Origin of the sequence: Mariniflexile gromovii (assembly GCF_017814435.1) — a bacterium.
GTDB classification, from domain to species: Bacteria; Bacteroidota; Bacteroidia; order Flavobacteriales; family Flavobacteriaceae; genus Mariniflexile; species Mariniflexile gromovii.
Map to the genome: position 1 here is coordinate 218,888 of NZ_JAGJCB010000004.1, position 12,261 is coordinate 231,148.

Annotated in this window: 14 protein-coding genes; 4 read left to right on the top strand and 10 right to left on the bottom strand. The window is 32.1% G+C overall.

The genetic code is table 11. The annotated features are described in order from the left end of the window. The 3 genes from J8H85_RS06490 to J8H85_RS06500 all read right to left on the bottom strand — a co-directional run bounded on the left by J8H85_RS06490 (nucleotide 1) and on the right by J8H85_RS06500 (nucleotide 3,308). A complete protein-coding gene (locus J8H85_RS06490; RefSeq protein WP_209653764.1) occupies nucleotides 1-1,494 on the bottom strand; it encodes a DUF389 domain-containing protein in 1,494 nt (497 codons plus the stop codon). Between the two features lie 73 nt (nucleotides 1,495-1,567). Continuing rightward, the gene (locus J8H85_RS06495) at nucleotides 1,568-2,647 is read right to left on the bottom strand and encodes a mannose-1-phosphate guanylyltransferase (RefSeq protein ID WP_209653766.1); all 1,080 of its coding nucleotides are present in this window, start codon (nucleotides 2,645-2,647) and stop codon (nucleotides 1,568-1,570) included. 67 nt (nucleotides 2,648-2,714) lie between these two features. Then, complete coding sequence (locus tag J8H85_RS06500) at nucleotides 2,715-3,308, bottom strand: SprT-like domain-containing protein (RefSeq protein WP_209653768.1); 594 nt, start codon at nucleotides 3,306-3,308, stop codon at nucleotides 2,715-2,717. A gap of 112 nt (nucleotides 3,309-3,420) precedes the next feature. Between J8H85_RS06500 and J8H85_RS19030 the strand changes: the two genes are divergently transcribed. The 3 genes from J8H85_RS19030 (at nucleotide 3,421) to J8H85_RS06510 (ending at nucleotide 5,856) form a co-directional block, all read left to right on the top strand. Next, nucleotides 3,421-3,555 (top strand): hypothetical protein, encoded by a 135-nt coding sequence (locus J8H85_RS19030; RefSeq protein WP_262897535.1) that lies wholly within the window; start codon nucleotides 3,421-3,423, stop codon nucleotides 3,553-3,555. 94 nt (nucleotides 3,556-3,649) lie between these two features. After that, nucleotides 3,650-4,384, top strand: a complete 735-nt coding sequence (locus tag J8H85_RS06505) for a methyltransferase domain-containing protein (protein WP_209653770.1) — start codon at nucleotides 3,650-3,652, stop codon at nucleotides 4,382-4,384. Between the two features lie 416 nt (nucleotides 4,385-4,800). Continuing rightward, the gene (locus J8H85_RS06510; protein ID WP_209653772.1) at nucleotides 4,801-5,856 is read left to right on the top strand and encodes a hypothetical protein; all 1,056 of its coding nucleotides are present in this window, start codon (nucleotides 4,801-4,803) and stop codon (nucleotides 5,854-5,856) included. Between the two features lie 2 nt (nucleotides 5,857-5,858). On the opposite strand, the gene J8H85_RS18905 is transcribed toward J8H85_RS06510, so the two are convergent. From J8H85_RS18905 to J8H85_RS06520, 3 genes are all read right to left on the bottom strand, one after another. Further along, complete coding sequence (locus J8H85_RS18905) at nucleotides 5,859-6,155, bottom strand: hypothetical protein (RefSeq protein ID WP_245243743.1); 297 nt, start codon at nucleotides 6,153-6,155, stop codon at nucleotides 5,859-5,861. Between the two features lie 63 nt (nucleotides 6,156-6,218). After that, on the bottom strand, nucleotides 6,219-6,776 hold the full coding sequence (locus J8H85_RS18910; RefSeq protein WP_245243744.1) for a glycosyltransferase family 2 protein: 558 nt from the start codon (nucleotides 6,774-6,776) through the stop codon (nucleotides 6,219-6,221). A gap of 132 nt (nucleotides 6,777-6,908) precedes the next feature. Further along, nucleotides 6,909-7,544 (bottom strand): HAD family hydrolase, encoded by a 636-nt coding sequence (locus J8H85_RS06520; RefSeq protein ID WP_209653774.1) that lies wholly within the window; start codon nucleotides 7,542-7,544, stop codon nucleotides 6,909-6,911. Between the two features lie 137 nt (nucleotides 7,545-7,681). On the opposite strand from J8H85_RS06520, the gene J8H85_RS06525 reads away from it, so the two are divergent. Next, nucleotides 7,682-8,257 (top strand): hypothetical protein, encoded by a 576-nt coding sequence (locus J8H85_RS06525; RefSeq protein ID WP_209653776.1) that lies wholly within the window; start codon nucleotides 7,682-7,684, stop codon nucleotides 8,255-8,257. Nucleotides 8,258-8,264: 7 nt separating this feature from the next. On the opposite strand, the gene J8H85_RS06530 is transcribed toward J8H85_RS06525, so the two are convergent. From J8H85_RS06530 to J8H85_RS06545, 4 genes are all read right to left on the bottom strand, one after another. Continuing rightward, nucleotides 8,265-8,948, bottom strand: coding sequence for an SDR family NAD(P)-dependent oxidoreductase (locus J8H85_RS06530; protein WP_209653778.1), 684 nt, complete (start codon nucleotides 8,946-8,948; stop codon nucleotides 8,265-8,267). Beyond that, the gene (locus J8H85_RS06535; protein ID WP_209653780.1) at nucleotides 8,941-9,939 is read right to left on the bottom strand and encodes a M28 family metallopeptidase; all 999 of its coding nucleotides are present in this window, start codon (nucleotides 9,937-9,939) and stop codon (nucleotides 8,941-8,943) included. The genes J8H85_RS06530 and J8H85_RS06535 overlap by 8 nt, the downstream gene beginning before the upstream one ends. A gap of 81 nt (nucleotides 9,940-10,020) precedes the next feature. Further along, entirely contained in the window at nucleotides 10,021-10,500 is a 480-nt protein-coding gene (locus tag J8H85_RS06540) for a hypothetical protein (RefSeq protein WP_209653781.1), read from the bottom strand. A gap of 108 nt (nucleotides 10,501-10,608) precedes the next feature. Continuing rightward, complete coding sequence (locus J8H85_RS06545) at nucleotides 10,609-12,261, bottom strand: pyruvate dehydrogenase complex dihydrolipoamide acetyltransferase (RefSeq protein WP_209653783.1); 1,653 nt, start codon at nucleotides 12,259-12,261, stop codon at nucleotides 10,609-10,611.

A 12,261-nucleotide genomic window follows, 5' to 3' on the forward strand; every position in this document is an offset into this window, starting at 1 on the left:
CTACCTTTCTCTTCTTATAATTAGACTATCCAAATCAAATCGTTGTTTAAGCCAGCGCTCTAATTTCCTTTGTTGTTTTGAAACATTGGCTTCATCAATGGTGTTTTTATTCCATTTTATAGTAAAAACAGACAGGGTGTCAATTTTTGAAAAATTAGAAGTTATAACCGTTGAATATGACAATCTGGATACATCTTCATAATTAATTTTCACCTCTTTTGTTAACTCATCAAAGGGTATTTGCTGTTTCTCAAGTTTAGATAAGCTTTTCAATTTATCCTCCAGAAATACAATTTTTTGCGATTGTGATAATATATCTAGAGAATCTCGATACCTAATTTGCTCCATGTATTTAAGGTTATCCAGGTTTTTACTTCTGTTTTGGTTTAATATTAGTTCAGCATTTTTTAATGCATCATAATTCTTCATTCTGTCTTTAAGTAATGCTGCTGTGCTTTCTGGTATTTCATCCAATCCAAATGTGTTCAATTGAATAGAAGACATCACTTTTTCATCATCTGAATATTTATAAGATGAATTTTTAATAATATAATCGGCGTGAGGTAAGGCACTCAATTCTCTATTTATAAAATTTCTGGCATCTTTTTCAAATCTACTTTCACTTAACACTTTCACAAACGTCCAAAAGGCAGGAATCATCACTATAATGGCCAGAAAAGTGGCTATTCTACTAATACGCCTTCTTTTAGCAGAATTAGCATATTTAAGCATGGGAAAGTTTAAAACTTTAACCACCAAAAATGTAGCAAGTGCAATAAATATGGTATTAATTGTAAACAAATACATGGCACCTAAAGCATACCTCATACCTTTTGAAAAATCATATTCCAAAGCAACCGCAAGTCCATAACCAACAGTACATAATGGAGGCATTAAAGCGGTTGCAATGGCTACCCCAAAAATTACTGAAGCAATGGTTCCTCTTTTAGTTCGTGCAATTATTAAAGCCAATCCACCAAAAAATGCAATAAGTACATCGCGAATATCTGGCTTTGTTCTTGCCAACAACTCTGAAGACTCTTCACTTAAAGGAAATAACCAAAAAAACAAAAATGCCGTTAAGACACTTAAAAAAATCATGACCCCAAAATTGATCAATGATTTTTTTAAGGTATCAATATCATTTATGGATACCGATAAGCCAATACCTAAAATTGGCCCCATTAATGGAGAAATTAACATGGCACCTATAACCACAGCGGTAGAGTTTGCGTTTAAACCTACGGATGCTACAAAAATTGAACAGACCAAAATCCAAGCGGTAGCACCTTTAAATGGAATATCCCCTTTTATTGCCTGTATGGTAGCATCCCTATCAGTATCATCACGAAAGTCTAATAGATTTTTTAAAAAAAGTTTGATACTTGCCAACAAACCTATGGCATTTAACTGTACCGATTCTTTTTTTCCATCAACTTCCCCACTATTAGATTTGATTTCTTCTTCAGAAAAATCAGAACTCTTTTTTTCCATTATTATTTAAAATTAGCCGTGGATATGCACAAATTCACTCTTTTCAATTAAGTATTGCAAACTAAACACTAAATCACCCCAGATGATTCCCAAATTTATCCTTCACCTTTTGAAGCACTTTTTTAATATCTTGCTCTTTCGTTTTAGGATAAATTAGTAATACTTCTTCTTTATCAACAATAATATAATCTTGTAAGCCATCAACCACTACAATTTTATCTTTTTTGGTTCTAATCATGTTACCAGAAGCATCTTCAGCCAAAGTTTTAGCATGAACCACAGCATTACCTACCTCATCTTTATCTAGCTTGTCGTATAAACTACCCCAAGTTCCTAAATCGTTCCAATCGAATTCTGCAGCAATAACAAATACATTTTTAGAAGTTTCCATAATAGCATAATCTACCGAAACATTTTCTGCTTTCGGATAATTTTCCTTTATAAAATCACTTTCTAAATTGGTATTATATGATGTAATACCCGATTCAAATAATGCATATAATGTAGGTTGATTGGTTTTAAAAGCTTCAATAACCGTTTTTACACTCCACATAAAAATTCCGGCATTCCATAAAAAATTACCTTGAGCTATAAATTGTTTAGCAGTTTCATAATCTGGCTTTTCTCTAAATTGATTTACTGGTTTTATAACTTCTGAAGTTGTTTTATCAAATTCTATATACCCATACCCTGTATTTGGAAAGGTTGGCTGAATACCAAGCGTCATCACAGCATCATTGCCTTCACAAAAATCGAATGCTTGTTGTACATTTTTTGAAAAAGTAGTTTCGTCTTCAATCCAATGGTCGCTTGGAGCTACAATCATAACCGCATTAGGGTTTTCTTTTTGGATTTTTAACGATGCATATAAAATACAAGGCGCTGTATTTCGCATTGCAGGTTCTAAAACCACTTGGCGCTGTTTTACTTCTGGAAGTTGTTCCAATACCAAATCATTATAACGTTCGTTAGTTAAAATGAATATATTTTCTTTAGGAATTAACCTTGATAACCTTTGAAACGTTTTTTGAATTAGTGTATCACCAGTTCCTAACATATCGTGAAATTGTTTTGGAAATGCTTCAGTACTTACTGGCCAAAACCTTGAGCCTACTCCTCCTGCCATTAATATGGCGTAATAATTTTTATTCATTTTTCTATTTTTTTTATTTTCAATAATATAAAATATTGTTTTACTTCAAGTTTACTGTGGCTGATACTTATAATAAATCAACCTCTGCATTGGGGTTAAAAAGGTAGGTTCTACCAGTTTTAACCTCAACACATTCAAACCGTTTGGTACGCTGTGCACCTTTTTTAAATATCTTACCGTTATATATTTTAAAGGTTTGCCCTAAAGGTACTTCAAAAATAAAGGTTTTATCATTAGGTTGGTCAAACTGCTTCAATGCTAACGCTAAAATAACATCACTATCGCTGGATGCTTTCGGGTTTTTAAAATGTTTAGCTAAAAGCGGCAACAATTCCATCGGAAAAATTTCTGGATTCAAAAAAGGCAACATCAAGTGCTGAAATGTTTCTTTCCATTCTATACCATGTGGTTTTATGAAACGCCCATAGGTTTTATAAGCTTCAAAATGCGCTATTTCATGGATTAAAGTGATTAAAAAACGATATTCGTTTAAGTTTGAATTGATAGTAATTTGATGCTTACCATTAGGCAAACGCATATAATCGCCATGGCGTGTTTTCCGTTCGTTTTTAATTTTTACAACCAAATGGTCGTGCTCTAAAAGTTTTAAAACTTGAGGTATTGCTTTGGGTAAAATATAATCTTGAAGCTTGTTTTGCATTACTACAAAAATACAGGAATTCTTTAAATATAAAACAATTGATTTTATATGAAAAACAATAAATTTACCCTCTTCAAATCTTAAAAAGCAATTTGAAGCTTTCTTAAATAATATGACAAAATCAATTTCAAATTTTATTACTGTTATTAAATTAATGGCGGAAGCTAAACCCATACACTTTTATAGTATTGGTTCTTTAATTGCTTGTTTATTTTTAGATATTGGAATCTTTAAAGAAGATGCCTAAATTGAAACTCATTTCCATAAAAATAATATAAAACTTCTAGCTTAAGAATTGTTATATTTACAGACAAAATTAGATTGAACTTTTTTAAAATTTTATGATGTTTGAAGATTATCCAAAAAAACGACCACCACTTTCCAAAGAAATTGAAAACATCTATCTCAAGCACTACAAATCTAATAGAAATGGAAGCACCACAGCATCAGGGGTAGCAAAAAAAATGGAACAATGGCTTCATAAAAAAGTTAGCGAAGATGTTGACAAAGTGCATACTAAAAAAACTTTAGAGATTGGTGCTGGAACATTAAACCAACTTAAATACGAAAAATCTAATCATTACGATATTATTGAACCGTTTGAAGAACTCTATAAAGATTCTCCATTATTAAAAGATATTAATACTATATATGAAGATATTGATGATATAGATTTAGAAAGAAAATACGATCGCATTACATCTGTAGCAACATTTGAGCATATTCTTGATTTACCCAAAGTGGTTGCCAAATCATGTCTATTAATGGAGCCTAACGGAACGTTACGTACCAGCATCCCTAATGAAGGCACTTTTTTATGGACTTTAGGCTGGAAACTAACTACAAATATTGAATTTAAATTAAAGTATGGTTTAGATTATGGAAACCTTATGAGACATGAACATGTAAACAATGCTAATGATATAGATGAAATATTAAATTATTTTTATGACCGCAATATTTGCAAAGTTTTCGGTATAAATAAGAACATTGGTTTTTATAGATTTTATGAAAGCAAAAACCCTAATATTCAAAGAGCCAAAGCATATCTTAAATCAATTGATTTGATTAAATGAATTTAACGCTTACAAATTCCAAAAAAGGCTTAATATACTTTTGTACCGCATTATTAATCTGCTTTGGACTAAACCTCGACATATTTAAAGATTATGCATTTTTAGATGCTTACGAATTAATATACACAGCTGATAGAATCGATAATTTTCATTCTTTGTTTATTGAAAACGGCAGGCCTTTATATGGGCTTTGGTGTGAGTATTTATATGGTTATTTTTTTGAAACTATCACCGAATTAAAATGGCCTCGTGTTTTTGCTACTTTATGCTGTATTATATTTTCAACACAATTATTTAGATTTCTGATTAAAGTAGGATTTAAAACATACGAATCTGGAATTTTTGCACTTCTAGTTTTAGCATTACCAACGTTTACGGTATATTTTGCATGGAGTACAACTTCACAAATACCTTTGTTGCTTATAACCAATTTTTATGCTGGAGAACTTTTACTAAAAGGTTTTGCTAAACAAAAAGTTTTATGTGTAAATGTTGTGGTAAGTTTTTTAATTATACTTACATCTATGTTTTTATACCAGTCTACTGCTACAACTTTTATTTTACCATTTTTAATAAAGACCATTAAAACCAACGAATTTGATTTAAAGATTATTAAAAAATTTATTGTCTTTACTTTTTTTTGCTACCTGTTTTATTATCTATTATTTAAATTTACTATAGTTGTTTCAGGACTTGAAGCGGCTAACAGAACATCTCCTAACCTATTAGTTTTTACTAAAAAAATCATCAAGTTTTTCATCATAGAACTTAGAATTTTAGTGAAGAGTAGCGGTTTTTTAATATTTCCTAAACTATCATTAATAGTTGGTGTAATTTCATTCTGTGGGTTTTTTATTCTTAAAATGAAACAAAAAATAGGTTTACTTTATTTAGCTAGTTTAGTTTTAATCTTACTCTTTTGCTATGCGCCATACCTATTGTCCGGCCAAAACTATTTTTCATTAAGAGCCATTTCCACTACAGCAATAGTTGTGCTTTTTTATCAGTTCTATTTTTTAAGGTATTTAGCTATAAAACATGTGAATCTAAAATTTGGATTCATGTTTTTAACTATTTCATTACTAGTATTATCTTTTTTTAACCAAAGAAAATATGTTGCAGGATTACAACATGAAGAGTATACTATATTAAAAAAAGCATTTGAGGACTTTGATATAGAGAGTACCGATAAGCTAACTATCATTATACCGAAATACGATCATTTACAAAAACATCAAAATTTAAAAAATGGTTTTTCAGATGAATTTGGCCATCTATCATCGGCAAAGGTTTGGGCACCAAATCATTTGTTTTCTCAAATAAAATGGGAGCAGAAAAAAATTAGGACTAAGGAAGAAATATTTCCTGTTAGTAATATTACTGTTTCTACAATTGAAGACCTAAAAAATAAAAGCTCAGACAAGACAATAAATATTGAAGAATTATTTAAAACAAAATTTTCTAAAAATTAATATTATTCAATGTTTGTCTTTTTTACCAAATAATAAGGTCTGTTTTTGCTCTGCATAAAAATTTTACCAATGTATTCTCCAATAATTCCGAGTAAAATCATATTTACACCACCAATAAAAAGCACACTTAAAATCACAGAAGTCCAACCTTCAATGGTCTTATCTGTAAAAATTGATACGTATAAGATATAAATGGAATAAATAACCGTGATAAAAGAAATAAAAGCACCCAATAAAACCGCATACCTTAATGGTTTTACAGAGAATGAGGTAATACCAGTTGCTGCAAAACTTAACATTTTACGAAATGAATATTTAGTCTTTCCTGTAAATCGTTTATCAGAATCATACTCAATTGCTATTTACCTAAAACCCAACCAACTAACCAAACCTCTATAAAACAAATGATATTCAGATATATCATTAACAAGTATGTCTACTATTTTTCTATCTAAAAGTCTAAAATCAGCAGAACCATTTTCTAATTTCACATCTGAAAGATAATTTGATAGTTTGTAAAAAAATGCCGAAGACATACGTTTAAAAGGATTTATAGCATTATCTCTTCTAATTGTATAAACGATATCGTAGCCTTCTTCCCATTTGCCCAATAAAGACTTTAAAACTTCAGGTGGATGTTGCAAATCAGCATCCATAGATATAACACAATTACCTGATGCTTTTTCTAAACCTGCTCTTAATGCGCTTTGATGGCCAAAATTCCTAGAGAAAGAAACATATTTAACTGTTTTGTCTCTATCTGATATTTTTTCAATAATTGAAAGCGTATTGTCGTTACTATTATCATCAATAAAAATAAATTCAATTTTTTTCTCGTCTAAAACATATTTAATCTTTTCATATAACTCAGTTATATTACCTTCTTCGTTATAGCATGGAATTATAATACTTATTATCATATTTTTTTTTGAATCCATTTTTACTCTTTAAAAATTACTAATTATTTGCAACTACCATTAGACTCAACACATAAAACCCAGACTGAACGCTAATAAACTTTAAAATCAACTCTTTGCAACATAAATAATTCATTAAATAATAGCTTTAAGTTGGTCCATAGAATCGAACGTTTTTGTTGCAAATGCTTTAAGCTCATTATTATAATCGTGTGCAGTAAAACCAAACACTTCAAAACCACCGTTTATTGCAGCTTTCACACCCGATATACTATCTTCTACCACCAAACATTCGCTGGGTTTAAAACCCATAGTTTCTGCAGCCCATAAAAACACAGCAGGATCTGGTTTCCATTTTTGGATAGCATAGCAACTAAAAATCTTATTTTCGAAATAGTGCAACAAACCACTTAATTCTAAATTCAATTTTATTTTATCTTCCGGTCCGCTTGAAGCTACGCAAAAAGGGAGATTTAAATTATTTAATACATTTTTAATACCCTCAACTGGCTTCATACCTTTTTTAAAAGCTTCAAAACTTTGTTTTCTGTAATCGCCTTCAAAAGAATCTGGTAAAGCCCTGTTGGTTAATTGTGCTATATGAGCTTTACATGCATCAAAAAAACTACCTTTAAAATGTTTCATTCCGTAAGCCAAATCTATATTAGCACCAAAATCATTTGCCATATCTACTAATACTTGAATGCTTATGGGTTCACTATCTACCAAAACACCGTCGCAATCAAAAATTATGCATTTGTATTTGCTCATAAATCAGGACTTTTATTAGTCAAAAATATTGAAGTATTTATATATACCCTTAATTAAAAGAAATTATTTACAAAATAAAAATTATCGCAATATTTTAATGAAAAAAGAATAATATTGCAATCATTAAAATAAGCGATATGCCTTCTAAAATTTACAGCCATTATTTTACAATAATTACAGTTTTATTGTTTTCAAATATTTCAAATGCTCAACCTAAAAAAGGTGAGTTTATTCAAGCTTCTATAGGCTTGGGCATGAGCGCACCATACGAAGCATATAATATATTGGGTACTGGTTTTTATGCACAAGCAGAATATGTATTTGCTTTTAAAAAATGTTTAGGTGTTAGACCTTATGCCGGATTAATATTAACAAACCCCAGTGAGAGTAGTACTGATGCCAATTTGTCTGAATACAGAGTAACTTCTAAAGCTTTTTTATTAGGAGGAAAAGCACGTATATGCGCCCCTATTCCTTGGATTGCTCCTTATATTGAATTGGGCGTTGGAGTTTCAGCAGGTTCTTTTGAAACATTCACACCTACAGTTTACAAAAAAGATAGTGGTTTACTTCTACATGTACCGTATACTTTAGGATTGGCTCTAGGCAAAAACCATGACGTAGAAATAGCAGTTACCTATTATGAACACCCGTCTGTAGAACAGTTTAGTGGAGCGCTTTCATTTGGTTTCTCTTTTCCTTTAGATAAATAGTATTTGTTTAAGGGGTTGAGTTGGATACCTGTAACAGTTTACCATTATAGTATTTATTTCCGTTTAGCGAAAAATCAAAAATATACTGCGCCATTTCCAATGCGGAAGTTGATGCGATATAACCTGGAAAAGCTTCTTCTAGCATTTCGGTTTGCACAGCACCCAATGCCAATACATTAAAAGAAATACCTGAAGCTTTGTATTCTTCGGCTAACAATTCAGTTAAGGTAATTACTGCCGCTTTACTAGAGCTATAGGCTGCCAACCCAGGAAATTTCATGCTCCCCTGTACGCCACCCATAGAACTAATGGTTACCACATGGCTTCCCTTTTTCATAAAAGGCAACACAATTCGGGTTAATTCGGCTACCCCAAACACGTTTGTTTTATAGACGGATTCGAATTCTTTCATAGAAATTTCAGAAAACGGTTTGTTTATCAACATACCTGCATTATTGATTAAAACATCTACTTGTTCCCAATCGCTATCAATAAAATCTTCTACTTTTTTATAAGCCTCGGCATCATTTAAATCCAAAGAAAATGCCGTAACATTTCTCAATTTCAAATCTTGCACTGGTTTTTCATTCCGCGAAAGCGCTAATACTTGATAACCTGCTTTTGCAAAAATTTGCACCAACTCATAGCCTATGCCTCTGCTTGTTCCTGTAATAATAATATTTTTACTCATTGGTCATTTTAATTTCTTTGGTTGGGGCATTTATCATACCTTCTAAAGATGGAATCATTTTATTTATGAAATCGGTCATGTGTTCAAAATCCATTTTATCTGCTTCATCATCCACATGATGGTAATAATCAAAATTAGTAAAATCGAAAGTAGAAATGGCATGAGCAGGCACCTTGAACGCTTTGTAAAACGGATAATTATCAGAACGTGTAAATAATTTGAACTCTTTTGCTTTCGGAAAAAATCCGATAAGTTCAGACCCAGCATACTTATTCAATGTTTCAGCCATATTTGAATTTTCAAAACCCGTTAAATACGCCATAATTTCATTTGGGTTTCTTGGTACGCCTATCATTTCAAAATTAATCATGGTGTACAAATTTAAATTGGCAACTTTCAGTTTTTCGGCTAAATGCCCTGAACCTTTCAAACCCATTTCTTCCGCAGCGTACAAGGTGAACAAAACACTTCTTTTATTGCTTTTTGATTTTGAAAAATATTTTGCCCATTCCATAACCGCCACAGTACCTGATGCATCATCGTTGGCCCCATTTGCAATAGTATCGCCATTAACTGCTTTTGCCGTTCCGATATGATCATAATGCGCACCGAGGATAACGAACTCATTTTTTAAGTTCGGGTCATTGCCCTCCAAGTAGCCCACAACGTTATAACCAATAATGTTTTTAACGTTAAATGTATCTCTATAGGTCTCAAAATAGGGCTTTATGTGATTGTTTTTAAAGAAGTTTTCAATGTAAATAGCCGCTTTTTCAATGCCTTTGCTTCCCGTGTTTCTGCCCTCAAGTTCATCGGAAGCTATATATTCCAGACTTGATTTTATTTCGGCTAAATCTATATGATTTTTAGTTGAAACGTCTTCTGTTATCTTTTCTTCAATGGGTGTTTTAACCGAATTTACATGAAGCTGTTTACTAGTTCCACAGCTAAAAATTCCAGCCAACATAAATAAGTATGCTATTTTTTTCATAATTTATTTTTAAAAAATTAAATATAAAAAAAACCTGTCGCATAAAGTATGAAACAGGTTTATTTAAATATTTAGCTGCTTTTACAAACTATTTAATTCTGCTAATTTATCCAACAAAAGACTTCTATAGTTTTTTATATAATCTGGATACAATGCATTACGAATGCGCCATGTTTTATGAAAACCATCATCTCCTTTAAATTCCAGATAAAAACCTCCCCAATCATTGGTACATTCAGAGCAATCTAAATATCCATCTGGTTCGTCAAATATTTCTTTAGGTAATTTATCCATCAACACTTTATAATCTTGATAATTTGCATTAGTAAGCTCTTGAAAATTACCCTCAAAAAAATTAGTTTCAGGAAAATTATGGTCTATGTCCTTATATATCTTCCCATTCTCGATCATATAAATATCAGCACAGTCTCCACCACAACTAGAGTCAGCAAACCAACCAAAAATAAGTATCCCTTTTCGTGATGTGTTTTCTTCTTTACTGCAAGAAACACCAATCAACAACAATAGAATAAGCGTTATATTTTTATTAAATAATTTCATAAGTTAAGTGTTAGAAAATTATGTGAAGATAAAAAAAACCTGCTTCAAACAAATGAAACAGGTTTTTAGTTTTTATGATGAGATCCTGAAACGAGTTCAGAATGACAATTAAACTAACATAGTAACAGGGTTTTCAATATATCCTTTCAAAGTTTGAAGGAATTGAGCCCCAGTAGCACCATCAACCGTTCTGTGGTCGCATGCTAAAGACAATTTCATAGTGTTTCCAACTACTATTTGTCCGTTTTTAACCACTGGTTTTTCAACAATATTTCCAACAGAAAGAATTGCTGAATTTGGTTGGTTGATAATAGACGTAAACGTATCGATACCAAACATACCCAAGTTTGAAACCGTAAACGTACTACCTTCCATTTCTGCTGGGGTCAACTTTTTGTTTTTAGCTTTACCAGCAAGCTCTCTAACGGCAGCACCTATTTGAGGTAAACTTTGCTCGTTTGCAAACTTAACTACTGGCACAACCAATCCGTCTGGAACCGCAACCGCAACCCCAATATGTACGTGGTTATTTAAACGCATTTTATCTGCGAACCATTGTGAATTTACTTGAGGATGTTGTTTTAAAGCTAAAGCACAAGCCTTAACTACAATATCGTTATAAGATATTTTAGTGTCTGGTATGCTATTGAATTGTGTACGGAATGCAATTGCATTTTCCATATCAAACTCAACACTTAAATAATAATGGGGCGCTGTAAATTTAGAATTTGTTAATGCTTTTGCAATAGCTTTACGCATTTGCGAGTTAGTAACATCTTCAAAATCTTCTTGACCTGCGGGCACAAACTTACCAACTGATGCACCTGCTGCTGCAGGAACAAAATTCTCAATATCTGTTTTTACAATACGCCCGTTTTCACCCGAACCTTGTACTTGCGATAAGTTAATACCTTTTTCTTCTGCTATTTTTTTCGCTAATGGAGAAGCAAATAAACGTCCGTTAGTAGAAGTTTTAGCAACAGGTTTAGCCGCTTTTGCTTCTGCCTTAGGCGCTTCTGCCTTTGTTTCAACTTTAGCTGATGCTTTAGGAGCTTCCTGTTTTGGAGCTTCTTCTTTTTTAGCAGGAGCAGCTGATGCTGAGAAATTAGCGGCAACACCAGAAACATCGGTTCCTGCAGGCCCTATAATAGCCAATAAAGAATCAACCTTGGCAGATTCCCCTTCTTGCAATCCAATATGTAATAAAGTACCAGCTTGGAACGATTCAAATTCCATAGTCGCTTTATCGGTTTCAATTTCAGCAAGAATATCACCTTCAGACACTTTGTCGCCTACTTTTTTAAGCCATGTAGCCACTGTACCTTCTTCCATTGTATCACTTAAACGTGGCATTGTTACAACAATAACACCTTCTGGCAATTCAGTTTTAGCTGGAGTTTCTTCTTTTGCAGGAGACGCTTCTGCAGTTTCTTTTTTATCAGATGCTTCTTCTTTTGGCTTAGAGGCAGTAGCTTCTTTAGGTGCGTTTCCTCCACCATTTAATAAACCTGAAATATCTTCACCTTCTTCACCAATGATGGCTAAAAGCTCATCAACCTTAGTGGTTTCTCCTTCTTGAACTCCAATATGAAGCAATGTACCCTCATGAAACGATTCAAATTCCATGGTTGCCTTATCTGTTTCAATTTCAGCTAAAATATCACCTTCACTAATTTTATCACCAACTTTTTTTAACCAGGTAGCGACCGTTCCTTCTTCCATCGTATCGCTTAAACGCGGCATATTAATAATTTCTGCCAT